The 25,416-nt window shown below is 50.9% G+C and carries 23 protein-coding genes and 1 other RNA gene; 21 read left to right on the top strand and 3 right to left on the bottom strand.

Annotated elements, in window-relative coordinates; all coding sequences use genetic code 11:
• Positions 1 to 140 precede the first annotated feature (140 nt).
• The gene (locus TJ79_RS12130) at positions 141 to 977 is read left to right on the top strand and encodes an MBL fold metallo-hydrolase (protein WP_040950576.1); all 837 of its coding nucleotides are present in this window, start codon (positions 141 to 143) and stop codon (positions 975 to 977) included.
• Positions 978 to 1,144: 167 nt separating this feature from the next.
• Here TJ79_RS12130 and thrC read toward each other — a convergent pair whose 3' ends face one another.
• Positions 1,145 to 2,365 carry a threonine synthase gene (gene thrC / locus TJ79_RS12125; protein ID WP_052339528.1) on the bottom strand — a complete coding sequence of 407 codons (1,221 nt, stop codon included), beginning with the start codon at positions 2,363 to 2,365 and terminating at the stop codon, positions 1,145 to 1,147.
• A gap of 87 nt (positions 2,366 to 2,452) precedes the next feature.
• On the opposite strand from thrC, the gene TJ79_RS12120 reads away from it, so the two are divergent.
• Positions 2,453 to 2,935: a glutathione peroxidase gene (locus TJ79_RS12120; protein ID WP_040950575.1), complete on the top strand. Its 483-nt coding sequence runs from the start codon at positions 2,453 to 2,455 to the stop codon at positions 2,933 to 2,935.
• A 144-nt stretch (positions 2,936 to 3,079) separates the two neighbouring features.
• Complete coding sequence (locus TJ79_RS12115; protein WP_040950635.1) at positions 3,080 to 3,994, top strand: LysR family transcriptional regulator; 915 nt, start codon at positions 3,080 to 3,082, stop codon at positions 3,992 to 3,994.
• Here the strand turns inward: TJ79_RS12115 and TJ79_RS12110 are convergent.
• Positions 3,972 to 6,035 carry a transglycosylase domain-containing protein gene (locus tag TJ79_RS12110; protein ID WP_040950574.1) on the bottom strand — a complete coding sequence of 688 codons (2,064 nt, stop codon included), beginning with the start codon at positions 6,033 to 6,035 and terminating at the stop codon, positions 3,972 to 3,974. The genes TJ79_RS12115 and TJ79_RS12110 overlap by 23 nt on opposite strands.
• A 243-nt stretch (positions 6,036 to 6,278) precedes the next feature.
• Between TJ79_RS12110 and TJ79_RS12105 the strand changes: the two genes are divergently transcribed.
• Positions 6,279 to 6,689, top strand: coding sequence for a YwiB family protein (locus TJ79_RS12105; protein ID WP_040950573.1), 411 nt, complete (start codon positions 6,279 to 6,281; stop codon positions 6,687 to 6,689).
• Between the two features lie 28 nt (positions 6,690 to 6,717).
• Here TJ79_RS12105 and TJ79_RS12100 read toward each other — a convergent pair whose 3' ends face one another.
• The gene (locus TJ79_RS12100; protein WP_238322986.1) at positions 6,718 to 7,827 is read right to left on the bottom strand and encodes a S8 family peptidase; all 1,110 of its coding nucleotides are present in this window, start codon (positions 7,825 to 7,827) and stop codon (positions 6,718 to 6,720) included.
• Positions 7,828 to 8,142: 315 nt separating this feature from the next.
• Between TJ79_RS12100 and rpoE the strand changes: the two genes are divergently transcribed.
• From rpoE to TJ79_RS12020, 17 genes are all read left to right on the top strand, one after another.
• Positions 8,143 to 8,724 (top strand): DNA-directed RNA polymerase subunit delta, encoded by a 582-nt coding sequence (gene rpoE, locus TJ79_RS12095; RefSeq protein WP_420319387.1) that lies wholly within the window; start codon positions 8,143 to 8,145, stop codon positions 8,722 to 8,724.
• A gap of 274 nt (positions 8,725 to 8,998) precedes the next feature.
• Positions 8,999 to 10,600 (top strand): CTP synthase, encoded by a 1,602-nt coding sequence (locus tag TJ79_RS12090; RefSeq protein ID WP_040950572.1) that lies wholly within the window; start codon positions 8,999 to 9,001, stop codon positions 10,598 to 10,600.
• Positions 10,601 to 10,730: 130 nt separating this feature from the next.
• Positions 10,731 to 11,114: a response regulator gene (locus TJ79_RS12085; RefSeq protein WP_040950571.1), complete on the top strand. Its 384-nt coding sequence runs from the start codon at positions 10,731 to 10,733 to the stop codon at positions 11,112 to 11,114.
• Between the two features lie 323 nt (positions 11,115 to 11,437).
• Positions 11,438 to 12,292: a class II fructose-1,6-bisphosphate aldolase gene (gene fba / locus TJ79_RS12080; protein WP_040950570.1), complete on the top strand. Its 855-nt coding sequence runs from the start codon at positions 11,438 to 11,440 to the stop codon at positions 12,290 to 12,292.
• 317 nt (positions 12,293 to 12,609) lie between these two features.
• A complete protein-coding gene (locus TJ79_RS12075; protein ID WP_040950569.1) occupies positions 12,610 to 13,860 on the top strand; it encodes a UDP-N-acetylglucosamine 1-carboxyvinyltransferase in 1,251 nt (416 codons plus the stop codon).
• A 46-nt stretch (positions 13,861 to 13,906) separates the two neighbouring features.
• The gene (gene rho / locus TJ79_RS12070) at positions 13,907 to 15,217 is read left to right on the top strand and encodes a transcription termination factor Rho (RefSeq protein ID WP_052339526.1); all 1,311 of its coding nucleotides are present in this window, start codon (positions 13,907 to 13,909) and stop codon (positions 15,215 to 15,217) included.
• A 27-nt stretch (positions 15,218 to 15,244) separates the two neighbouring features.
• A complete protein-coding gene (locus TJ79_RS12065; protein WP_040950568.1) occupies positions 15,245 to 16,537 on the top strand; it encodes a radical SAM family protein in 1,293 nt (430 codons plus the stop codon).
• Positions 16,538 to 16,678: 141 nt separating this feature from the next.
• Positions 16,679 to 16,876: a 50S ribosomal protein L31 gene (rpmE, locus tag TJ79_RS12060; RefSeq protein ID WP_040950567.1), complete on the top strand. Its 198-nt coding sequence runs from the start codon at positions 16,679 to 16,681 to the stop codon at positions 16,874 to 16,876.
• 134 nt (positions 16,877 to 17,010) lie between these two features.
• An RNA gene (ffs, locus tag TJ79_RS26665) (signal recognition particle sRNA large type) lies at positions 17,011 to 17,277 on the top strand.
• A 330-nt stretch (positions 17,278 to 17,607) separates the two neighbouring features.
• Positions 17,608 to 19,041: a PAS domain-containing sensor histidine kinase gene (locus TJ79_RS12055; protein ID WP_238322985.1), complete on the top strand. Its 1,434-nt coding sequence runs from the start codon at positions 17,608 to 17,610 to the stop codon at positions 19,039 to 19,041.
• A 309-nt stretch (positions 19,042 to 19,350) separates the two neighbouring features.
• Positions 19,351 to 21,165 (top strand): DNA polymerase III subunit gamma/tau, encoded by a 1,815-nt coding sequence (dnaX, locus tag TJ79_RS12050; protein WP_040950566.1) that lies wholly within the window; start codon positions 19,351 to 19,353, stop codon positions 21,163 to 21,165.
• Positions 21,166 to 21,186: 21 nt separating this feature from the next.
• The gene (locus TJ79_RS12045) at positions 21,187 to 21,498 is read left to right on the top strand and encodes a YbaB/EbfC family nucleoid-associated protein (RefSeq protein WP_040950565.1); all 312 of its coding nucleotides are present in this window, start codon (positions 21,187 to 21,189) and stop codon (positions 21,496 to 21,498) included.
• Positions 21,499 to 21,544: 46 nt separating this feature from the next.
• Positions 21,545 to 22,144: a recombination mediator RecR gene (gene recR / locus TJ79_RS12040; RefSeq protein WP_040950564.1), complete on the top strand. Its 600-nt coding sequence runs from the start codon at positions 21,545 to 21,547 to the stop codon at positions 22,142 to 22,144.
• A gap of 153 nt (positions 22,145 to 22,297) precedes the next feature.
• A complete protein-coding gene (locus tag TJ79_RS12035; RefSeq protein ID WP_238322983.1) occupies positions 22,298 to 22,840 on the top strand; it encodes a TetR/AcrR family transcriptional regulator in 543 nt (180 codons plus the stop codon).
• Positions 22,841 to 22,962: 122 nt separating this feature from the next.
• Positions 22,963 to 24,393 carry an MFS transporter gene (locus TJ79_RS12030; RefSeq protein ID WP_040950562.1) on the top strand — a complete coding sequence of 477 codons (1,431 nt, stop codon included), beginning with the start codon at positions 22,963 to 22,965 and terminating at the stop codon, positions 24,391 to 24,393.
• A gap of 234 nt (positions 24,394 to 24,627) precedes the next feature.
• Positions 24,628 to 24,888 carry a DUF2508 family protein gene (locus tag TJ79_RS12025; RefSeq protein WP_052339525.1) on the top strand — a complete coding sequence of 87 codons (261 nt, stop codon included), beginning with the start codon at positions 24,628 to 24,630 and terminating at the stop codon, positions 24,886 to 24,888.
• A complete protein-coding gene (locus tag TJ79_RS12020) occupies positions 24,888 to 25,151 on the top strand; it encodes a pro-sigmaK processing inhibitor BofA family protein (protein ID WP_040950561.1) in 264 nt (87 codons plus the stop codon). Before TJ79_RS12025 ends, TJ79_RS12020 begins: the two co-directional genes overlap by 1 nt.
• The last annotated feature ends 265 nt before the right edge of the window (positions 25,152 to 25,416 follow it).

The raw sequence follows: 25,416 nt of genomic DNA, 5'->3' as shown, positions 1-25,416 counted from the left end.
TATAATGTGACATTGAAATAACAAATTGGCAAAATGTTTAAGAGGTTAATGGTTTGACATGTTAAGAATATTGACAACAGATATCGCCGTTGCTAAAATGATCGAAAAGTGAGGGTCAGGACAGAAGGGATGGCTGAAACATGATCGTGTGGGAAGACGAATCCGTTACTTTGTTTCGCAGTCTGCTGTATGAGACCACATCCGCAGTCATTCAGAGCGACGAAGCGGTGCTGGTCGTGGATCCGAATTGGCTGCCTCATGAGGTCGAGGAAATTCGGAGATACGTTTACGCATCCTTGAAGAATCGGAAGCTCGTTCTTTTGTTTACCCATTCGGATTACGACCACATCATTGGCTACGGGGCTTTCCCGGGAGCTAAGGTGATAGCCAGCCGGGCCTTTGCGGAGCTCTCTCCGGAAGCGAAGATGGAAAAGGTAGATATGTGCCGAGCGTTTGATGACCAGTTTTACCTGCAGCGGGATTATCGGCTGGAATTTCCGCCGGTTGATTATGCTGTGGAGAAGGATGGCGAGTCTCTGGAAATCGGAGGTTTGCGGCTCGTGTTTTATACCTCCCCGGGCCATACGGATGACGGGATCATGATTGTGGTGGAGCCGCTTGGAGTTTTGCTTGCAGGAGACTATTTGTCTGACTTAGAGTTTCCTTTCATTTATACCAGCAGTAAGTCCTATGAAGCTACGATGGAGAAGGTGGATACCATTTTGGATCAACATACTATTGAGATGCTTGTTCCGGGGCATGGGGGCTATACCCTTAGTCAGGAAGAAATCAAACAGCGCCAGGAGCATGCGTTGGCGTATATTCACTCGATGCGGGAAGCGATACTTGAGGGCGACACGGATAAAATCGACAGGCTTATTGAAGATTGCCGGTTTCCTTTGGGTATGAAAGATTCACATGAGAGTAACCGGAAGTTGATGGAAAATGAGCTGGCGTCTGAACGAAGCGCCGGATGATGATGGCATAGACGGTATAAATGATTTTTCGTGAGCTTACTGAAAGAAATGCAATAGAGAATGCCAAAAACCAGGGAGCTAGGCGAGAAAGGATCGCTAGGCTCCTTGGTTTTTTTTGTACAGTTATGCTGCTGGAAGCATTCCGAGCTACTTATTTTGGGGAGACCTCAGGCTTCGATCCTCCGTTCTTTTTGAACAGTGGAGGAGGATAAATACCCTTTGAGCGCATCCGTATCCTTTAGCATATTCCCGGTGAGAATGCAGGCTGCCGTTTCCTCCTTGTGGATTGTTCCGGCGAGGACGAGCTTGCGCAATCCCGCCAAAGCGGCGGCGGAAGCCGGTTCGCAGCCGATGCCGCTCCTGTCGATGACCGCTTTAGCCGCCATGATTTCCGCATCCGAGACCGATGCGGTGATGCCTTGCGTCTCTTGGAGCACCTGCAGTGCCTTCCGCCAACTGGGCGGATTGCCGATGTTGAGGGCGGAGGCGATGGTGCGAGGAGTCGGTTCCGGCGCCAGCTCCGGCAGGCCGGAATTCACCATGCGGTGAAACGGTGATGCGCCCTCCGCCTGGATCACGGCCACCTGGGGTAGTTTATCGATGAAGCCCAACTCCTTCAGCTCCCGTAGGGCTTTACCCAGGGCGGATACATTGCTGAGTGCGCCCCCGGGAACGACAATCCAATCCGGAAGCGACCAACTGAGGTCTTGAGCAAGCTCGAACGCGATGCTCTTCTGTCCCTCGATGCGGAAGGGGTTGACGGAGTTGCACACATATAACCCCAGCTCCGCCCCGCGTTTCTCCAAAAAGCGGATTCCATCATCGTAAGTGCCGGGAAAACGGATGATCTCCGCTCCGTATGCGGCAGTCTGCAGTACTTTGCTGATGGATACGTCATGCTCCGGAACAAGAACCACGGACCTGCAGCCTGCCACGGCGGCGTACATGGCTAGGGAGGAGGAAGTGTTGCCGGTAGAGGAACAGGCGAAGCTGGTGCTGCCCGTAAACCGACCGAAAGAGACGGCGACGGTCATCCCGTTGTCTTTGAACGAGCCGCTGGGATTCTCGCTTTGGGCTTTGAGCCATACCTGCCGCAAACCGGCATAGTCGCGAGCGGCTTGGGCGGCATATAAGCCCGTGTTGCCTTCATATTTCGTTACGATAAACGAGTCCGGCAAATCCGGGCAAATCAGTTCCTTATAGCGCCATACTCCACTAGCGTAGGACGTTCCTCTTTCCTGCAGGCGTTCGTGGAATGTTGCTTTCAGTTTCTCGGCGTCCACGCTGTGAAAGGTCTGGTGGACTGTCAATAAGCCGCCGCATCCGCAGCGTACGGGGAAAGAGTCGACGGGGAACTCTCGCCCGCAGTCATAACAAGCGATTTTCATAAGAAAAGCCTCCTGATTTTTTGGAGTGGATAAATGAGCATGGTAGAATAGAGAGACAAGAACGATGTATGAGGAGGTGCCTGGAGATTGTCTTTATACGATATTGAAGTGAAAACCATCCGTGGTGAACGGGAAACACTGGCTCCCTATAAGGGATCGGTGCTGTTGATCGTTAATACGGCGACGAAATGCGGCTTCGCCCCCCAGTTCAAAGGGTTGGAGGAACTGTACGAGAAATACCGCGGCCGCGGCTTTGCCGTTCTCGGGTTTCCCAGCAGTCAGTTTATGAACCAGGAGCTTGGCGACAATGATGAAATTGCCAAAGCTTGCGAATTAAACCATGGCGTTACCTTCCCTCTGTATGCCAAAATTGACGTGAATGGCGCCGGAGCCCATCCGTTATACAAATACCTGACTCGTGAAGCGAAAGGGTTCCTTGGTTCAAAAGCCATCAAGTGGAATTTCACCAAGTTTCTCATTGACCGGAACGGCCGCGTTGTGAAACGGTTTGCCCCTACCGTCACACCTGAACAAATTCAAGCGGACATCGAGAAGCTGCTGCAAAAATAATTCGCAATCGGCGCCGATCGACCCCATCCGTTACTGCGGATGCGGGTCTTTTCTGTTAGAATAGACCGGAGATAATCATAAAACAAATATATCTTTTTGCTTTTTTTCATTAAAAATAATAATGAATTACAGGGGCTGATCATCGTGAATCTACACGCATTGAAAATCTATTGCCGAGTCGCTGAAAAAGGCAGCGTGACCCGGGCTGCAGAGGAATTACTACTGAGTCAGCCGGCGGTAACGGTCCAGGTGCGGAATTTGGAGAAGGAGCTGGGAGTGCGGCTTTTGGCGCCGAAAGGAAGAGGGATCCTCTTGACGGAGGCAGGGGAACTGCTGGCGGAGGAAGGGCGCAGGTTGTTGGCGGTGGAACAGGAGACGGAACGGAGGATGTCGGATTGGCTGGCGGGAAAACAAGGCAGGCTGCAGATTGCGGCGACCTATCTTCCAGCGACGGTTTTGCTTCCGGGCTGGCTGGCTCGTTTCAAAATGGATCATCCCGGCATAACCATCACCATGGATACAGGTAATACGAGAGATGTATTTTCTCGGCTAGACAACTATAAAGCGGACATCGCATTTGTCGGCGGCGTTCTGCATGAGATGCCCGAATACCGCCATACTCTGCTGTTGACCGATGAAATGATTTTCGTCGTTCCAGTCAGCCACCCTTGGGCAGGGCAAGAGGTTTCTCTCGAACAAATCCTGAAAATGCCCTTTGTCCTGCGGGAGCCGGGAAGCTCAGCCCGGGAAAGGCTGTTTTCTCTTTGCTGGACGCGCGGACTGCCTGAACCGGAAATCGGCCTTCAGTTTAATGGGCTCAGGGAAATCATCCGGGCGGTTGCCGCCGGATACGGAGCGGCTTATGTTTCCCGTTTAGAGGCTTGGGACTTCCTGTCCGGCAAACAGGTTGCGGCAGTCAAAGTAAAAGGGGTGGAGATGGCCCACCCCTTATCGATCTATATCCGCAAAGACGACGATTTCCTTTCTCCGGCAGCAGAAGCCTTCTTGGCTTGCTGCAAAGAGTGGGCGGGAAAGCTTATTCGTTCCACCAACGTTTGAGGTCTTCCCACCAGTTGCTGTGGCCGGATTGAGCCCCCCCTTGCGGGGAAGGCGGCCTGCCTGATCCATCGGAGCAATATTCCGTCGGCTCTGTCCCGGCGATGAATGCTTCCAGCTTGGATTCCGAGCAGCCGCTTCCCGCCAGTTTGCCGCTGACTGGATCGACGTAGACCGTCACGACGCCTTCCGGTATTTCGAAAGGTTCAGGCGGCAGATCGGCAAGAGTTCGCTCCGTGAAGCCGGCAAAAATAGGCGCGGCCTTATGGGCTTCCACCGGAGTGATGGTGCGGCCGCGGTCGTAGCCGACCCAGACTGCCGTGGCTAGCTCGGGGGTGAACCCGACCATCCAGGCGTCCGAATCGGTAGTTCCGGTTTTGCCGGCGACGGTGCGCTTGAGTAAGCTCGAAACCCGGTAGCCGGTGCCGCCTTCCTCGAAAATACTTTCCATCAGGCTGGTCAGTACGTATGCCTGAGCCGGCTCCGCTGCCCGGTGGCTTTCCGGGTGGGCGCGGTAAATCACATGGCCCCGGCTGTCCTCGATGCGCAGCACGGCGGTGGGCTCGACTCGCACTCCTTGATTAGCGATGCTGGCAAACGCAGCTGCCATCTCATAAGGGCTAACAGGATAAGTCCCCAGCGCCAAGGATGGGAGTGGGTCGAGATGGCTGGTGATGCCGAGGCGACGGGCGGTGTCGATGACTTTTTCCGGCCCGACATCCATTAGGGTGTGCACGGCGTATATGTTGCTGGATAGCGAGATGGCTTTGCGCATATCCATCATTTCATAGCTGTACTCGTTGCCGTAGTTGTTGGGCGTGTACGTCTTTTTGCCGTCGTCATAGGGGAAATTCGTCGGCTCGTCCATATAGGTTTTCAGTGGCGAGACATTTTCGCTCAGGGCGCTTAAGTAGACGATAGGCTTAAAGGAAGAACCAGGCTGCCGGGATTCGGCGAATACCCGGTTAAATTGGTTGTCGGCATAATTCTTGCCTCCCACCATCGCCTTGATATAACCCGTGCGGGGATCGAGTGCGATGAGAGCCGCCTGCAGACCGTCGGATGTTCCAAGCTGCTTGGTTACTTCGTCTTCGGCAATTTTTTGAGCGCTGAGGTCCAGGGTGGTATAGATTTTCAGCCCGCCGCTGTCATAAACGGGTTCGCTGATCTGCAGCTTTTCAGTAACGATTTGACGGACATAGTCGCGAAAATAAGGCGCTGCCGCCTGCTGCTTGCTGCTTTCTTCCGGGATGATAGGCACATCTTCGGCGTAGGCCTCATCAGCCTGCTGCCGGGTGATATCGCCGTACCGGACCATGGCGTCGAGCACGTTCTTTTGCCGGCTCTTGGCATTGACCATATTAAGGTAAGGGGAATAATATTTGGGCCCCTTCGGTACGCCCGCCATTAAGGTAGCTTCCGCTAACGACAGGTCCGACGCGTGTTTTCCGTAAAACATTTGCGCCGCTGCTTCAACGCCATAAGCGGAATGGCCGAAATAAATCTGGTTGAGATAGCGTTCCAGGATCTGATTTTTGCTGTATTGCAGCTCCAATTGAATGGCGTATATCGCTTCTTTGACTTTACGTGTCCATGTGCGCTCATGGCTTAAATAGAGATTTCGGGCCAGCTGTTGGGTGATTGTGCTGGCGCCTTGCTCCATGGAGAGGTGCCGGACATCCGTGACGACAGCCCGGAGCAATCCTTTCGGATCGATACCAGGGTGTTCGTAGAACCGATGGTCTTCGATGTCCAACGTCGCTTTTATCAGATAAGGAGATATTTTATCCAAGGAGATGGCTTGTTGATTGCGGCCGGTTTCCAATGATGAGATGAGCGTGCCGTTTGCATCGAAGATTTGCGAACTCTGCAGGACGGAGGAAGCTGGCAGAGGCTGGGAGCGCAAATAGAGAAAAGCCAGCACAAGAACCGCCGCCAGCACAAGTGCCGCGGAAAAGAGAAAGACGATAAACCGCTTGATATCGATCATCCGCCGAATGAGAAAGGAGGATTTCTTTTCCTCCTCCAGCAGCCGCTGCCGCATATCGTTGCCGATGATACATCCCTCCTGACGACCCCTTGCATGTCCAGCCGAAGCCCGAATGCCGCCGCGTTTTTTACTTCATCCAAATTAAAAGTTTGCCACTTTATTAGTATGGAAAAAGTTGGCGAAGTATATTCAGGCGCTTGTTCGCCCCCTCATCTTTTCTTGCATTTTTACGGGCTTTGACTATAATACAGGTGATCAGAAAGAGCCTGGATTAGTCCGGATGGGAGATGAACCAACATGCTTGATAAATTACCTGTCAAACTCCGGATCGTCAGCAACAACGGGGACGAAACCATCCGGCAAACGGTTGCCGGAGTCCGCTATGTACGAGGGGCGAGCCAATATTTCCGCTACGAAGAGGATGAACCGGGAATAGGCAGGACGATTACGCTGCTGAAGATCAGTCCGGAGGAAATCCGGATTTTGCGCCAGGGGAATGTGGAGTCGGAGCAAACCTTCGCCGTCGGCGAAACGCGTCCCGGCTACTACCGGACGCCGCAGGGCAATCTTCAATTGACGACCCGGACCGAGGATGTTCAGGTGGAACTGGACGAAGGGGTGGGCCGGATCCGTTGGTCTTATGAGATGCATTTGGCAGGGGAGCGGGCTGGATTTTTCCTATTGGACATTCAAATCCAGCCCGCTTGAAAGAGGGATATCATGTGAACGGGTCTATCTATTTGGAAAGCAAAGCGTTTAGACACAGTTGAGCGTTGACTTCGCCTGCTGTGGCTGGACGTTTTTTGATGGTGACGGCTGTTGCATTCTTCATAAGCAATTGTTTGATGGAACGGGGCTTCAAATTCGGTCTGAGGGCGAGCAAGAGTGCGATGACGCCGGATACATGAGAGGTGGACATCGAGGTTCCGCTCAGTTCGTGGTACCGGTTGTTGGGCCAGGTGGATACGATTCGGTCGCCAGGCGCATAGATGTCGATTCGTTTGCCTCGGTTGCTGAAAGGCGCGACCTTGCGCTGTTTTGTTGTTGCTCCTACGGCAATGACATGGCGATAACGGGCGGGATAATCGATCTCAGCGGTTTTGCCTTCATTGCCGGATGAGGCGACAATGACGGTTCCGGCGGTATAAGCGGAACGAATAGCACTTTCCAGAGCCGGACTACCCGATTTCATGCCAAAGCTCATATTGATAATATCGATTTGGTTGCGAACACACCATTCGATGCCTTGAATGATATCGGAGACGTAAGCGGTGCCGTTATAGTCAAAGGCTTTGACGGCATAAATAAGAGCTTGTGGGGCAACACCCGTGATGCCGGATCTGCGGTTGGCGGCGGCGATGGTGCCGGCGATATGCGTGCCGTGGCCATTATCGTCTATCGGCGGCAGATGACGGTTGACCAGGTTGATTCCGCCGACCGCCGCATTTTTCAGATCCGGATGGTTGAAGTCGATGCCGGTGTCGATTACCGCAATTTTGACGGATCGACCGGCTGTTTTTTTCCAAACGGAAGGCGCCTTGATTTCGTCGATTCCCCAAGGAACCCAGCGGCCTTCCGGAGGAATGACGAAGGATGACGATTGCAAGGGATAGGGTAAGGGAAACTCGCGGTTTGGCCATAGCGGCGACTGGGGCAAGGCGTTCATTTCCGATGCATCGAAGTCGCCTGTGACTGCATGCAACAGGCCGCTCTCGAAGGAGCATGCAGAATTCCGGATATCAAGGAGCTTCTCCCTGATGTAGCAGATCCGTTCCTTTTCGGACACTGGAATCTCCCCTCCCTTTGCTGCCGGCACAAGATGGGCGGAAGCTAAAATGATGCGCATATTCTGCATACATCGTATGTCCGAAAATCGACTATGGATTGAGATGATTGCCCTTATTGCAATGATTTGGACGCTTTCCCGTCGCGTTGAGAAAGGCAACGCATAAGATATAGGGAGGGGAATCTCGGACCCTTCGTTACATGCCGCGGGCTTCGGTCCGTCCGAGAGGATACAGTCGCTGCGGGGAGTCTTTCCCCGCTTTCCTTTTGAGCTGGCTTGTCCGTTCTTGCTTTTTTTCCTAAAATAGGTTTAACTATATGTTGATAATGGGCAAGATTTTGCTGTCATGAAATGATCTGAGGGGATGTGTTCTCGTTGAGCGAACCAAAATATAAAGATCTGAATATTCCCATGGAACAAACCAGGGAAATGCCGATGGTTGATCTGGCATTCCTCGTATTGAAAGCAGCCAACACGCCTTTTTACTATCGGGATTTGATGGTTGAGGTTGCGAAGTATAAAGGGTTTTCCGATGATGAGATCCGTGGCGTTATCGCCCAGTTGTATACCGAAATCAACGTAGACGGACGCTTTGCTTGCGTCGGCAACAATCTGTGGGGACTGAAACGCTGGTATCCTGTAGACAATAAAGCGGACGATGCCTTGGGCGGCAAACGGCCTCGCATCATAAACGACGAGGAAGACGACCTCGACGAAGAAGAAACATTTCCGGAAGAAGAAGACTCCTTCAGCGGCGAGGAAGATGAATTCGATTCCTTTGACGAGGACCGCGAAAGCGCTGAAGAGGAAGAAGAAGAAGAAGAGGAATTCTTCCCGGGTGAAGAAGACGATGAGGAAGCGGAAGACGTCGATCTGGATGAAGAAGCGACGGATGAAGCCGAAGAAGAGGAAGAAGAAGAGGATTTGTTCGAAGGCGACGAAGAGGATGAAGATTGATTTTTTCTTCCTGATTTGTACCCTTGACAGTGCATAGGCAACAATGTAAACTATTGCATGGGCTAAACGTATGAACAACGAACCGAATACTTATAATGAAAAGTGCCCCGTTTCTACGGGTGTCACTTTTTTGTTTTTCTGGCAATTTATAATTGCCGGATATTAGGGAAACCTGATTCTTTGAGTTTGACGGCGCAAGCCGTTTTTCCTTGTAAAGTAAACGGTGCACAAACAAAGCCGCTATCCACGAATACGTACGGGAGGTTATTTTGTAATGACGAAATACATTTTTGTGACAGGCGGGGTTGTTTCTTCGCTGGGTAAAGGAATAACGGCGGCATCCTTGGGCCGGCTGCTTAAGGATCGGGGACTGAAAGTAACCATTCAGAAATTTGATCCGTATCTAAACGTAGACCCGGGAACCATGAGTCCTTATCAGCACGGGGAAGTATTCGTAACGGACGATGGCGCGGAAACGGATTTGGACTTGGGCCATTATGAACGCTTCATTGACATCAATCTTTCGAAGAACAGCAACGTCACCACGGGCAAAATCTATTCTTCTGTCATTACGAAAGAGCGCCGGGGAGAGTATCTTGGCGGCACCGTGCAAGTCATTCCACACATCACCAACGAGATTAAAGAGCGCGTTTATCGGGCTGGGCGAGAAGCCGGCTCCGACGTAGTCATCACGGAAATCGGTGGCACTGTTGGCGATATCGAAAGCTTGCCTTTCCTGGAAGCGATTCGTCAAATCAAGAGCGATATCGGCCGGGAAAACGTCATGTATATCCACGTTACGCTGATTCCTTATTTGAAGGCGGCGGGCGAAGTGAAAACGAAGCCGACCCAGCACAGCGTCAAGGAACTGCGCAGCATCGGTATTCAACCGAATGTCATCGTCTGCCGTACGGAAAAACCGTTAACGGAAGATATGAAAAAGAAAATCGCTCTTTTCTGTGATATCGACGCCGGTAGCGTGGTGGAAGCGCTGGACGCTGAAACGTTGTACGAACTGCCGATGATGATGCGCGATCAAAAGCTGGACGAAATCGCCATCAAGCATTTGCAACTGAACGCCAAGGAGCTGGACTTGTCCGATTGGGAAGCCATGGTCGCCCGGGTGAAAAAGCTGGAGCACCGTACGGAAATTGCCATAGTCGGCAAATATGTAGCGCTGCATGACGCTTATCTCAGTATTGTCGAGGCTTTGGCCCACGCCGGCTTTGATCATAACACGGAAGTAGACATCCGTTGGGTGAACGCAGAAGATGTCTATGAGCACAACGTAGACGAACTCCTCGGCGGCGTGCAAGGCGTCCTCGTTCCAGGCGGTTTTGGCGATCGGGGAATCGAAGGGAAAATTATCGCCATTAAATATGCCCGGGAAAAGAAAGTGCCGTTCTTCGGCATCTGCTTGGGCATGCAAGTGGCCACTGTCGAGTTTGCCCGCGGCATCCTGGGCATGGACGGCGCCAACAGCTCCGAGATCAATCCGGCCACGAACTACCCGGTCATCGACTTGTTGCCGGAGCAAAAGGACATCGAAAACATGGGTGGAACGATGCGTCTCGGTCTCTATCCTTGTAAAGTTGCTCCCGGAACTTTGGCGGAACAATGCTATAAAGATGAGTTGGTATACGAACGTCATCGCCACCGGTATGAGTTCAACAACCAATACCGGGAGCAATTCGAAAATGCTGGCTTCATCATCAGCGGTACATCGCCCGATGGCCGTCTCGTGGAAATGATCGAGCTTCCGGATCACCCGTGGTTCTTGGCTGTGCAGTTCCATCCGGAATTCACTTCCCGCCCGAACCGTCCGCAGCCGCTGTTCCGTGAATTTGTCGGAGCTGCATTCAAACAAGACAAGTAATCGTTCAAATCGATAAAAAAATCTCATAAAATCGCTCTGGCTCCCAAATTGTGGAAGGAATTCATGGCCGCTTGTCGAATACCCAGATGAAAGCGCTGGGATTGAATTCCTTGCTGGAGGAGGGCGAAGGTTGGAAAAGAAGAAGCTATTGATTGTGGATGACCAGAATGGAATAAGGGTGCTTCTGATGGAGGTTTTCAAAAGCGAGGGCTATGAAACCTTTCAAGCATCGAACGGGAAGATGGCCATCGAAATCGTGAAGAGGGATTCGCCCGATCTGGTTCTTTTGGATATGAAGATACCGGGGATGGACGGTCTGGAGATATTGAAGCACATCAAGATGCATGATCCGACACTGAATGTCATCATGATGACCGCTTACGGCGAACTCGATATGATCAAGGAAGCGACTGATCTAGGCGCCCTCATGCATTTTACCAAACCCTTCGACATTGATGAATTGCGCGCCGCCGTAAATTTCCATTTGAATGCTCCTTCTTCCTCCGCATCATAGGGCTTTTCATTCAGTCTTCGGCAGTAGCCGGAGGCTTTTTTATTAGCTATCAGAAAGTATAAGCTAAGCTTCGAAGATATGGCTTCCAGATATCGCAAAATAAATGACCGCTTCACGCGGTCTGTCTTCTTTGAATGTACGTCGATAGAGTTTTTCTTGGCGTGAACCAGGCTCGATATGATTTCATGTGATTGTTTCTTTTGCTTGTCCTATGGCTATGCTATAATAGACAAGTCTGACCGAGCCGCGGAACGGATCTATGGGAAACTGTTCGCGGGACGCGCCAACTATATGATAAAAAGCAAAATCAGGAGGATGAGATCATGCCACTCGTTTCAATGAACGAATTCCTGCCGCAAGCGAAAGCAGGAAAATACGCAGTAGGTCAATTTAACATGAACAACCTGGAGTTTGCCCAAGCGATCGCGCAAGCTGCCAAAGAACTGAACTCTCCGTTTATTTTCGGGGTTAGCGAAGGCGCCTTGAAATACATGGGGATTGAATACACGGTTGCTCTTGCTGAAGCGGCTGCTAAGCAAACGGGCCTTCCCATTGCCCTGCACTTGGACCACGGCAGCAACTTTGACGTTGCGATGAAATGTATTCGCGCTGGCTTCAGCTCCGTAATGTTCGACGGTTCCCACCACTCTTTCGAAGACAATATCCGTCTGACCAAGGAAATCGTTAAAGTAGCTCACGCTATGGGCGTATCCGTTGAAGGCGAGCTTGGCACCATCGGCGGCACGGAAGACGATCTCTCCGTTGACGAAGAAAACGCAAGCTTGGCTAAGCCGGCTGAAGCCATCCGTTTCTACGAAGAAACCGGCGTTGACGCTCTGGCTATCGCTGTTGGTACCGCTCACGGCATGTATGCCGGCGAACCGCACATCCACTACAACATCATCGAAGAAGTAGCTGCTGCTATGCCGATCTCCATCGTGCTGCACGGCGGATCCGGCGTACCGGACGACATGATCAAGAACGCCATCAAAGCCGGCGCAACCAAGATCAACGTCAACACCGAAAACCAAGTGGCTGCTACCGCCGCTATCCGTGAAGTTCTGGGCAAAGACGCGAAGGTATATGATCCTCGCAAATACCTGACCCCGGCACGCAACGCCATGGTTGAAGTGGTTAAAGGCAAGATCGAACTGTTCGGCAGCGTAGGCAAAGCCTAAGGTCGTCATAATTTTGCCGGAAGTTTTATAACATAAAAGAAACGCTTATGGAAAAACATCGGAACCCGGTGTTTTTTCCTTCATCAACCTGCATTATTCGCAAGTGCTTATAATACAAACGTAAGCCGGCATGCCGGCAGCTACGGGGAAACAATGCCGCCCCTTGTCAGGGGCGGCTAAAGCTTTTCTCTCTATAAGAAAGTATAAGTTTCACTTTACTTAGCCTTATGCCGCTACGGTAAACGTTGCTCGTCTTTTATGGACTGCGGTAGCCGTTTATCCTTGGGCAGCGCCACTTTAGGAGGACGCTCGATTCGATGGAAAAACTATTGATAGCGGGAGGCAAACCTCTTTCCGGGACAGTTACGATCAGTGGAGCCAAGAACAGCGCAGTTGCGCTGATTCCTGCCGCCATCCTTGCGGAATCTACGGTTATCCTGGATAATTTGCCGGATTTAAGCGACGTCGCGATTTATACGGAATTGTTGGAAGAGTTGAATGCAACCGTAGAACGGAAGGATGATCAGATGATCATTGATCCTTCTGCCTTGCGCTCCGTGCATATGCCTAACGGAAATGTCAAGAAACTTCGGGCTTCCTATTATTTGATGGGCGCACTATTAGGCCGCTTTGGCGAAGCCGTTATCGGGCTTCCGGGTGGCTGTAATTTTGAACCTCGTCCTATCGATCAGCATATCAAAGGATTTGAGGCTTTGGGTGCTAGAGTTAGCAATGAGGCTGGGGCGATTCACATCCGCGCTACCGAACTTCGGGGAGCCAAAATCTATCTCGACGTTGTTAGCGTCGGAGCAACCATTAACATCATGCTTGCGGCGTCCCGCGCCAAAGGCGTCACAATTATCGAAAATGCGGCGAAAGAGCCTGAAATTATAGATGTGGCAACCCTGCTTAATTCCATGGGCGCCAAAATTATCGGTGTAGGAACAGAAACCATCCGTATTGAAGGCGTAAACGAAATGCATGGCTGCCGCCATTCCATCATTCCCGACCGGATACAGGCCGGCACGTATATGATTGCTGCCGCCGCTACGCGGGGAGATGTTTTGGTGGATAACGTCATCCCGAAGCATTTGGAGGCGATATCGGCCAAGCTTCTGGAAATGGGCGTGCATATTGAGGAACAGGATGAAGCGATTCGGGTTATCGGACGGCCGGAATATGAGCCGGTGGATGTCAGGGCTCTAGTTTACCCGGGTTTTGCCACGGATATTCAGTCGCCGATGTGCAGCTTGCTCACGCAATCGAGAGGAACCAGCATCCTGACGGATTATGTTTACAGCAGCCGGTTTAAATATGTGCCAGAATTGACTCGTATGGGGGCTAATATCAAACTGGAAGGCCGATCGGCCATCGTGGAGGGCGGTCCTCTTTACGCTGCCGATGTAAGAGCGACGGATCTCAGGGCCGGAGCGGCTCTTGTCGTCGCCGCCTTGACGGTTACATCGGGCGGGATTACGGAAATTTCCGGCGTGGAGTATATCGACCGGGGCTATGATCGTCTCGTTGAAAATTTATCTCGCATGGGCGCCGAAATATGGCGGAAATAGTGGATAGAATAGAAAGTAAAAAATATTAATTAAGTGTGGTGGTGTAATGAGTCAAAACGATTTGCAGCTGGCCCAACTGGAAGGGCTGAAGCTGACGGAGCTTTATAAGCTGGCCAAGCTACACCAGATTCCCTATTACGGGCAGATGAAGAAGAAGGAACTGATCTTTGCCATCCTACGTGCCCAGGCGGAAAAGGGCGGCCTGATGTTTATGCAAGGTGTCCTGGAGATCCTTTCCGAAGGCTTTGGCTTCCTTCGTCCCATTAATTATTTGCCCAGTTCGGAAGACATCTATATTTCGGCGTCGCAGATCCGCAAGTTCGATTTGCGGTCCGGCGACATGGTATCCGGCAAATGCCGGCCGCCTAAAGAGAATGAACGGTACTTCGGGCTCCTGCAGGTGGAAGCGGTAAACGGCGAAAAGCCGGAAACCGCTGCGGAACGCCTGCATTTCCCGGCTCTTACTCCGCTTTATCCTCAGAAGAAAATGGTTTTGGAGACAAGCCCCTCCCGCCTTTCCACCCGTGTCATGGATCTTTTGAGCCCCGTCGGATTAGGACAGCGTGGACTTATCGTTGCACCTCCGAAAGCAGGGAAGACGCTGCTCCTGAAAGAAATCGCCAACAGCATCTCGGATAACTATCCGGAAATCGAGCTGTTTGTTTTATTGATTGACGAGCGGCCAGAAGAAGTGACCGATATGCAGCGCTCTGTGCGGGGCGAAGTGGTGGCGTCAACCTTCGACGAGTTGCCAGAAAATCATATCAAAGTTGCGGAGCTTGTATTGGAGCGTGCCCAGCGTTTAGTCGAGCACAAGAAGGATGTCGTTATCCTGCTGGACAGCATTACCCGCTTGGCTCGGGCGTATAATCTGGTCATTCCTCCTTCAGGACGGACGTTGTCCGGCGGTATTGACCCAGGTGCATTCCACCGGCCAAAACGGTTTTTTGGGGCTGCCCGGAATATTGAAGAAGGCGGCAGCTTGACCATCCTGGCAACAGCTTTGATTGAAACGGGCTCGCGTATGGACGACGTCATTTATGAGGAATTTAAAGGTACCGGTAATCTGGAGCTGCATCTTGACCGCAAGCTGGCGGAACGGCGCATTTTCCCGGCCATCGATATCCGCAGGTCGGGCACCCGCCGCGAAGAGATGCTGCTGACCCGGGAAGAATTGGAGAAGGTGTGGGCGCTGCGTAAAAATATGCAGGAATCCCATGAGTTCACCGAAGGCTTCCTGAAAAAGCTGGGAGATGCCAAGACCAACCAGGAGTTTCTCGATTCTTTAGAGACATCGGCCAAAAAGACACCGGCTCAGCCGGTCGTTCGCAAGCCTAGAACACCTGCCGTACCTTGAACCGACACCTTTGAAGGGGGATGAATCATGAATCTGGTATACGCAGATGGACAAGGGAGGGTTTATGACCATCCCGACTATTACGGTTTGGGCCGAAGCGCGGATATGATCGCGGAAATTATGGAAGATGAGCTTATTCCCCTGCCGGAGGGAGCGACCCTCGTTGGGCTGCCGGGGACGCGGCCTGCCTGTATGGATCCGGAAAGCGGTGAAATGATGCTGCTTCCCGGTGAGTATGAAGCGGTTGGCGCTCTGCTGCCCCAAGGCTTCACTCGCTTATTGCTGCCGGGGTATATCAAAGCGGACAAAAGTTCCGTTCTGCCGCTCTTCGGTTATACCGCCGTTGTTTGGAAGGACGGCGGATTTTATGTCGCTGCCCGAGAAAGCGATGATCCGGAACCATGGAACCCGCTGAATTGCGATACGGATAAGCTGGAAGCGGGGGTTAAGTTGCTGACGGAACGTTATCCGGACAACCGGCTTTATCAGCATTTGTCCCATTGCGCTCTCGGCTACGAGTGTTTGACCGCGTCCAATACCTTCCTCCAGCGTTTGGAGGGTGCGGTTCCCGTCTCTTATTCCTGCAATGCTGGCTGTTTTGGCTGCATATCCGAGCAGCCAGACGACAGTGAATTTCCGGCTCCCCAAACCCGGCTGCAATTCCGTCCGACCGCGGACGAAGTGGTGCAGATCATGCTCGAGCATTTGAAGACGCCGGAGGCGATCATCAGCTTCGGTCAGGGCTGTGAAGGTGAGCCTTCCACTCAGGCTCCTCTCATCATTGAGGCGATCCGCCGTGTGCGCGAACAGACGGATAATGGTTACATTAATATAAATACCAACGCAGGGTTGACAGATCATATTCGCGGCATCGTGGATGCAGGCTTGCAACTGATGCGGGTCAGTACCATTAGCGCGCTGGATGATCATTATAACGCCTACTATCGGCCCCGCCGTTATACGCTGCAAAATGTAGAAAAGTCTACTCGCTATGCTGCGGATAAAGGCGTTGTCACTTCCATTAATTACTTGATTTTCCCTGGTGTAACCGACCGGGAGGAGGAAATCGAGGCCATGATTGGCTTCATTCGTCGAACCGGCGTCAAACTCATTCAAATGCGCAATTTGAATATTGACCCGGAAAGCTATCTGAAGCTCATCCCGCCGGCAAAAGGCGAAATCATCGGGATGAAGCAGATGATCGATATATACCGGGAGGAACTGCCGGATGTTGCCATCGGGTCCTATACCCATACGCCTTCTGGTCTATTACGAAAAATGGCGGCCGATCTTCGTTCCGGCAACCGCTCAAGCCGCTAATTGATAAACTTTCCACTGCGGGATTTGGAAAGTGCAGTTCTTTATTCTTGCAATAAGTTATTTTCCTGTGATATAATCCCGTTATGTGTCCAGACAACTCTGGGTCGCTAACAAAGATCCAGGGCAAAAGAGGTGAAAGAAATGAAAGAAGGCATTCATCCGAAGTATCAAGTGACGACCGTTACCTGCGCTTGCGGCAACACCTTTGAAGCAGGTTCCGTTAAGCCGAACGTGCGCGTTGAAATTTGCTCCAACTGCCACCCGTTCTTCACGGGCAAGCAAAAGTTTATCGACGCCGGCGGCCGTGTGGACAAGTTCAAGAAGAAATACGGTATCTAATCCCATTAAAACCTTCCTTCGGCAATCGCCTGGGAAGGTTTTTTATTTCTCCGTCGCGAATTTCAGGGCTTCAGCTGTGACAGTTTTTGGTGACGGTTGCGGTATGGGGCTCTCGTGTTGTATAATATTTTTTACCGTGCTAGATGGGGAGGTAGCGGTGCCCTGTAACCCGCAATCCGCTATAGCGGGATTGAATTCCTGTCAGAGGTCTTGTCGATGTAAGGTCCGACGCTTATACGTAGTGTTGACAGCCGGGTCCTTCGCAATGGGTATTCGTGAACCCGGTCAGGTCCGGAAGGAAGCAGCCGTAAGCGAAACGATCCATGTGCCGAGGGGAAGCCTAGCTCGAGCTAACGGTAAGTGTTCCGCTTGGATCGCAACGATCAATGACAGGTGCACGGCACTTTATGATGATATCAGAAAGTATAAACTTCGGTGTAGAATCTTCCTGATATCACAAGAAAAACGTCCGCTAAACGCGGTCTATCTTCTTTGAATGTACGTCGAAAGATGGTTTTCTTATTTAAATAATTGTAGGAACCATAACACCTTTCAGTATGTCTAATGCTGAGGGTGTTATTTTGTTATTATTTGCTAAATAAAGAAATAAGTTGAGAGAGGGGAGGAAATTGCAAGAGAAAGGAGAATTTTATACATGTTAAGTGTTGTTTACCGGAAATTTCGAAAAAAAGGCAAGAGAGATCTTTTCGTTTCTTGGGGAGGTAAACCCGTTGCCGTCACCGCTTGATCATATTCTGACGTTACAGTTGGACCCCTTGATTGGATATATTAACTCCTGTAACCAACAGTCGATGCTGCTGGTTGATGAGGATGGATGGACCATTGCCGCAAGCCCGTCGCTGTGTCTCTTCCTGGGCTACGACATTGGATTTTTAAACGGACAACGGGCCGATCAGGTGTTTGTTTCAGGTGCGGATTTTCCCAGTTTTGGAGACGAAATGCTCTCTATACCCCTAGGGCACGAGGTTCAGTTAAGGTGCATGATAGGAGAACCCGTTGCGTGCCGATGCATGGCTTTTGATATTTTTTCACAAGGGGAAGCGAGAGGAAGGTATCAGTTTTACGTATTTGAAAATCTGTGCCACGAGATGGACTTGAACCTGCTTCAGCAATTCGCCGGTACGTTTGTGAAGGATGTCAATCTTGGCGTTATTCTCATCGATACTTCATTCGCCTTGGTGGATATTAGCGATACGGCCTGCCGTATTCTCGGACTCGAACGGGATCGGGCGCTGGGCCGCCCCATGGATGATGTTTTCTCTTTTTTGCCTGCTGAGCACCAGTTGGTCAATCGTTCGATTTTTGACGGGATCGTTATGCGCAATCATGCGGTTTCGTGGATCTCCGGGGATGACCGTTTTGAACTGCTGCTGGATTCCAGTTTGTTAAAGGATCGAAATGGCGAGACGGTGGGAGCATATCTGCTGTTTAAAGACGTAACCAACTTGCGTTCCTTGGAAGAGCAGGTGAAGCGCAGTGACCGCCTGGCGATGATCGGGCAGATTGCCGCCGGAACAGCCCATGAAATTCGCAACCCTCTGACCTCGATAAAAGGTTTTCTACAAATCCTACGTACGACGTTTATCGATAAGAAAATGGAGAAAGAGCAGACGTTTGTGGAAATTATGCTGACGGAACTCAGCCGGATTAATGATTTGGTCAGCGAATTTCTGCTTCTCAGCAAACGCCGCGATGTCAAATACATCCCTATGGACATCGGTGCCGCCGTCCGTGAAATTTTGCCCATCATCCATAATGAAGCGATTTTACACCGTGTCGTGGTCAATTTTGAACCGTGTGCGGACTTGCCTCAAGTGATCGCGGATAAGGAACTCCTGATGCAAGTTTTTTTGAATATTTCCAAAAACGGCATCGAAGCGATGGGTGACAGCGGAACCCTAACGATTACGGAAAAATGGGATGGCGAGGAAAGATGCGTGCTGATCGAAATTCACGATACCGGCCCAGGTATTCCCCATTTTCTCATCGATAAAATTTTTGATCCATTCTTCACGACGAAGCAGGACGGTACCGGATTGGGACTTTCTGTATGCCAACGGATCATTCATGATATGGGCGGGGTGATCCGCGTCAGTTCAAAAGGTTTTGGAACGACATTTACCGTATCGTTGCCGTATCCTTAATAGCATGTGTGCCCCAATTTCCATTTTCATATCAAGATTGAATAGCAGCCCGGAAGCGGGCTGTTTTTTTTCGCATTAAGTATTTATAGGAAGGCGTCAGCGGTTTATCCTTGGTAAAAAGCATCTATGGAGTAGAAAGGGAGAGTCGGTTTCATTGGGTTGTGGAGTATAGTATAATAGAATCCATTAATGAAGGGGATTCTTAGACACATAGGCCGCAGTTGCAGGCGTTAGTGAATATGAGAAGAACAGCAGTCGCCTGAAACCTACTCTTCAATGGGAAGGGTACTTCAGGAAAGCGAGGGAAAGATGGCACATATTGCATTATATAGAAGGTGGAGGCCCCAGACCTTTGGCGATATCGCCGGTCAGGGTCCGATTGTACGGACGCTTCAAAACGCCTTGCGGGAAAACCGGATCAGTCACGCTTATCTGTTCAGCGGCCCTCGGGGGACCGGGAAGACGAGCGCGGCCCGCATGCTCGCAAAAGCCGTCAACTGCGAGCGGGGGCCGGCTCCAGAGCCTTGCAACGAGTGCGAAGCTTGCCGCCGAATGACGGAAGGTTCGGTCGTCGATGTCATTGAGATCGATGCCGCCTCTAACCGGGGCGTTGACGAGATCCGTGATCTTCGGGATAAAGTAAAATACGCTCCCACGGAAGTGCGGCGCAAGGTTTATATTATCGACGAAGTTCATATGCTGACTACGGAAGCCTTCAATGCATTGCTGAAAACGCTGGAGGAGCCTCCGGAGCATGCTATGTTTATTCTGGCCACAACGGAACCTCACCGTTTACCTGCCACGATTGTTTCCCGTTGCCAGCGTTTTGATTTTCGTCGGGTACCGCTCGAGGAACAAATCTCCCATTTGGAACGGGTGTGCCGGGAGGAAGGCATAACAGTTGAGCCAGAGGGGCTGCAGATGATTGCCCGCCTTTCGGAGGGCGGCATGCGGGATGCACTCAGCCTGTTGGACCAAGTCGCTTCATTCTCCGGTAACCAGGTTACCTACGAGAACGTGATCTCGGTAACCGGGGGCGTTGCAGCGGAGCAGTTCGGCAAATTGGCGGAGGCGCTCTTGCAAAAGGATATGGGGGCGGCACTGGAATCGGTAGATGGGTTCATGCAGGAGGGGAAAAGCCCGGATAAATGCATGGAGAGCCTTCTGTATTTCTTTCGCGATCTTCTGATGATTCGCATGATTCCCGAGTCTTCTGCGATTACAGAGCGGATTCTCAATCCCGACCATTACCGGAAGACAGCGGCTGGATTTACAGCGGATGCTTTATTCCGGATTATTGATGTCCTCAATCATTATCAATCGGAGATGAAGTATTCTACGCAACCGCGGACGCTTTTTGAGGTGGCGGTCTTGAAGGCGTGCAGCTTGTCGGACGATGCTGAAGGGCTTGCTGTTCGCATCATTGGGGAGACAAAGCCGTCCGGGGCAGAAGGTTCTTCAGCAACCGCAGCGGATGCGGGTGAACTGGCCCGGCTGCAAAAGCGGATGGCTCAGATGGAACAGCAGCTTTCCAAGCTGATGGAGCGGGGAGTAGCTGCCCCGGCCCAACCCTCAGCGTTTTCTTCTGACGGATCGTCCTTGGCGTCACCTAGCAGGCTGGCTGCCTCTAGTGGAGGAGCGACTTCTACAGGAGGCGTATCGCTTTTAAAAGGCCGGACCAAGCTGGATCGGTTTATCAGTCAGCAGGATTCCGAACTGTTCCGCCAAATCAAAACGAAATGGAGCCAAGTGCTCGCTCAGGTTAAGGACAAGAAGATTACTGTCCATGCCTGGCTAGTGAACGGCACTCCTGCCGCTTTTGATCAGGATACACTGCTTCTTGCTTTTACCAGCGCCATGCATCGGGAAACGACGGAGAAACCGGCAAACAAGCAGCTCATTGAGCAGGCGATGCATGAGGTTTTGGGTCATGCGATTACACTAGCCACGACGATGGCGAATGAATGGCAGGACGCGCTGGAGGGAGGCTCGGAGGCGGCGAAGAAGCCGGAAGCTGAAATCTTGCGGTTAGAGCCAGAAGAGCCCGCTCCCCGCGAGGAATGGGTAGATGAAGCCATTCGCCTGTTTGGAGAAGATTTAGTTAAAATCAAGGAAGACCAATAATCAACTAAGGAGAGATGGACAATGAACAATATGAATCAAATGATGAAGCAAGTTAAGAAAATGCAGGAGCAAATGATGAAAGCCCAAGAGGAATTGGGAACGAAAGTGTTGGAAGGAACCGCTGGAGGCGGAGTAGTTACGGTTTCCTGCAATGGGCACAAGAAAATCACCAGCATTATCATTAAGCCGGAAGCGGTGGACCCTGATGATGTGGAAATGCTGCAGGATCTAGTGTTAACCGCAGTCAATGACGCGTTGAGTAAGGCGGATGAGTTGGCGAATAACGATATGGGCAAGTTGACCGGCGGTATGAAAATCCCGGGATTGTTTTAATTGACGGAAATGCCGCTTAGGCTGCAATGGGAAAGAGGGCTGACACTTGTATTATCCTGAACCTATAGCGAAGCTGATCGACGCCTTCACCCGTTTGCCGGGCATCGGTCCCAAAACCGCCAGCCGACTGGCTTTTCAGGTGCTGCGGATGAAGGAAGAAGATGTGATGGATTTCGCCAAAGCGCTGATCAGCGTCAAGCGGAACCTGCATTACTGCTCCGTTTGCTGCAATATCACTGATATGGACCCATGCCGGGTTTGCCAGGATAAAAGCCGCGATGCATCCGTCATCTGTGTCGTCCAAGAACCGAAGGATCTGGTGGCGATGGAGCGGACGAAGGAATTTCACGGTTATTATCATGTTCTGCATGGCGCGATCTCTCCCATGGAAGGTATCGGTCCGGATGAAATTTACATTGCCGAACTGCTCAAGCGGCTTAGTGACGATCGGGTGCAGGAGTTGATTCTTGCCACCAATCCGAATATCGAAGGGGAAGCGACGGCGATGTACTTATCGCGGCTCGTGAAACCTTTTGGCTTGAAAGTAACCCGTATTGCCCATGGATTGCCTGTAGGCGGCGATCTGGAGTATGCCGATGAAGTAACGCTGACCAAAGCTCTTGAAGGACGACGAGAGCTGAACTGAATGAAAAAGAAGACCGCCGGTTACCCTGTCTGCTAGGCCAGGATATTGGCGATCTTTTTTTGTGTTTTGATCCAGAAAATGGTTGACATGGGGAAAAGAAAATGATATTTATTTATTGATAAATAAATTTCGAATGAGTAAGGTGATATGAAATTGAGCAGCAGAGATGACGTCGCCGCAAACCGCAAAGAACAGATCATCGATACCGCAGCTGCGTTATTTGCGGAGAACGGGTACTATAAAACGACGACGGCTCAAGTGGCTAACGCGATTGGGGTGACGCAGCCCTATGTATTCCACTTTTTTAGATCGAAAGAGGAACTGTATCTAGCCGTTCTTCGGCGGGCCTCGGAGCGGGTTCTCCACACGTTCTCCGCGTTGGAGGCACCCGCAGACAAACTGGTGGAAGCATTAGGAGATGCATTCTCGGGTCTTCTTGCTACCAACCGTAATGAAATTCTACTCGTTATGATGGCCTACACAACGCCTGAACCTGCTGTCCGGGAGCTTGTGAAAGACGAGTTCGATGCGGTCTTTGAGCGCGTGAAAACCCGTTTTTCGGATGCAGGGTTTCTAAATCCGGGATACATGGCTGGGAATTTTATTGCGATAGGCCTTCTTATTTCCATGTCGGAAACTTTGAACATGCCGAAGCTGCTTCCTTGGGATTCTGATAAGGATCCAGATCATAGCTGAGCGAGGGACATAAACGTGTCGGGTTTTTACTGGCAAGGTATCGCTGCTGACTAGTGAACCTTGCCTTCTTTTTTGGATTTATATTTATTTATCAATAAATAAACAAAGTGGAGAGTGATTCTATGTTTACTGTTTCGCGAGTGAGGCTGTTGATCATCACGTGCGCCACCCTGTTTATGGCTATGTTGGATAATCTGGTGCTGGGTGTAGCACTGCCGTCGATTCAGAAATCCTTTGAAACGGGGATAACGGATCTGCAATGGTTTACGAACGCATACACGCTTGCTTTTGCCGTGCTGCTTATTCCATCCAGTCTGCTGGGGGAAAGGTTCGGGCGGAAGAAAATTTTTTTAACGGGCGTAATCCTGTTTACCCTAGGTTCGGCTTTTTCGGGACTCAGCACTAATTCGATGCAGCTCATCTTTTCCCGGGTGGTGCAAGGTATCGGTGGCGCTTCGATTGTTCCATTAAGCTTGACCCTGGTAAGCAGTGCATTTCCCGAAGATAAGCGGGCTGCTGCCATGGGCATCTGGTCGGGAATATCGGGACTGGGGTTATCTGTCGGCCCGCTAATCGGCGGGTTGATATTGGAGGGGGCTCCATGGCAATTGATTTTCTGGATTAACGTTCCTGTGGGAGTCTTGGCATTCCTTTTCGGACTCAAATGGCTACCGGAGATGAAAGGGGAGAAACAACCTGTCGATTTACTCGGCATTCTGCTTCTTGCTATAGGGCTATTCGGCATTATCTATGGCCTGCAAAACGGAAACAAGGATGGCTGGAGCGACTTTTTCATTTTGGGTTCCATCACCGGCGGGATCATTCTCCTTGTGCTGTTCATTATCTGGGAACGGATGTGCAAGCAGCCTCTCGTCCAGCTTAATCTGTTTCGAAAAAGGGACTATTCCGCCTTCATGATGACAGGGTTCCTGCTTAATGGAGGGATATTTGGCTCGATCTTTCTGCTTACGCTTTTCTTGCAGCAGGCTCAGGGATACTCGGCTCTGGGTGCAGGCGCCCGGGAAATGGCATGGACGGGATGCACAATGATTGCGGCTCCGCTGGCAGGTCTTTTGGTCACGCGCTTGGGCACCCGTTTCATTCTCTCGGCTGGATTATTCATGCAGGCCATTGGGCTTGTCGGCTTTTCGTTGGTAATCGGGACATGCGGTGCGGATTTCCCCTTTCTTTATATCGTGCCGTTTATGATCATCGCGGGTACAGGAATGGGGCTAAGCTTTACTCCTCTTGCTCATGGAGTGCTTGCCTCCGTACCGGATTCTTCAGCGGGAGAGGCCAGTGGCGTAAGCAATGCAACCCGTGAGCTTGGCGGAGTTTTCGGCATTGCGATCTGCACCCTTATTTTCGAGTCAGGTTCGGCTATTACAAGCCCGGATCGATTCGCGGATCATATAGTTCCATCTCTGTTATCCGGCGCAGGCATGCTAACATTGGCATTGATTGTCGTTCTTTTATTTGTCGGAAGATCCAAATCAAGGGTGAAAACCATGGAAACGATTGAGCCCAGTGCCGAAAATGCAGTAAGTCAGTGAAAGAAAAATTATCGTAAGGTAACCTAAATATGAAATGCAAAAAGGGTCGCCCGGAACTATTCCCGAGCGACCTTATTGTCTGTTACGACCAGCGACGGCTAAACAAGGGATAGATTCAGCGAGTCCGTGTCCACTTGCTTGTCTCTAAATTGATCCCCCTCTTATTCTATTGGCATGTTCTAAAATCGGAGTTCCCGACTATATCTAGAAATAGAGTGGAGGAGGGGACGAACCATGTTTCAACGCAGGAAGCAGATCATCATGAATAGTCTCGAACCGGACAAACTGGAGCTGCTCCAGGAAATCCGTCAGGCGCATATGCTATGGGAAACGGCCAGGGCCCGCTTTGAATGGGGCAGCGAATCAGGAGAGGAAGTGGATTTTTCCATTTTCGCCTTGGCGGCTGCCGAGAAAAAGTACGCTCTATTGCTTCAGCAGGCAAAGCGTATGGACTGGGATAACACACCTTACTGGGCAAGCTTGGAGTGGGCATAATGCGGACGGGGATATGGATTGTTTTTGCCGGATCGCTTTTGATTCTCTTGGCTATCTTAATTAAAAACAGGCAATCGATTCATGGATTGGCCAAGGTGGGGCTCCATATCGTCGTCGCCGCTTTGTTGCTGTACGGGGTAAACCGGTTCGGGGTCGCACACCATTTTCATCTGCCGATTAACGGTGGGACAGTGGCGGTAGTAGGCTTTCTTGGCGTTCCTGGGCTGGCGTTATTGGTTTGTGCGAAAATGTGGATTGTTTGAACATATAAAGAGTAAATCAAACTATGATAGTTCAGGTGGAAGAAATTGTAGTTGATTCGTTTTGAGAAACGTGATACATTAGATCTCGCCCTTAAAAAACTTAATGATGAGAGCAATTAAATTTCATTAAGAAATCGACCGGCTGGAAAAAATTACAGCTTGTCAAAAGGGTCGAAAACATGATATATTCTAATTCCGGCCGAGAGAAACACATTGGTTCGGAAGAAGAAAAAAGCAACACTTGGTCCTTTGAAAACTGAACAAT

The sequence above is a fragment of the Gorillibacterium massiliense genome, assembly GCF_000455485.1.
Taxonomy (GTDB): Bacteria; Bacillota; Bacilli; order Paenibacillales; family NBRC-103111; genus Gorillibacterium; species Gorillibacterium massiliense.
The sequence above is the reverse complement of the archived record's forward strand: the minus strand, read 5'-3'. Positions and strand labels throughout refer to the sequence as shown.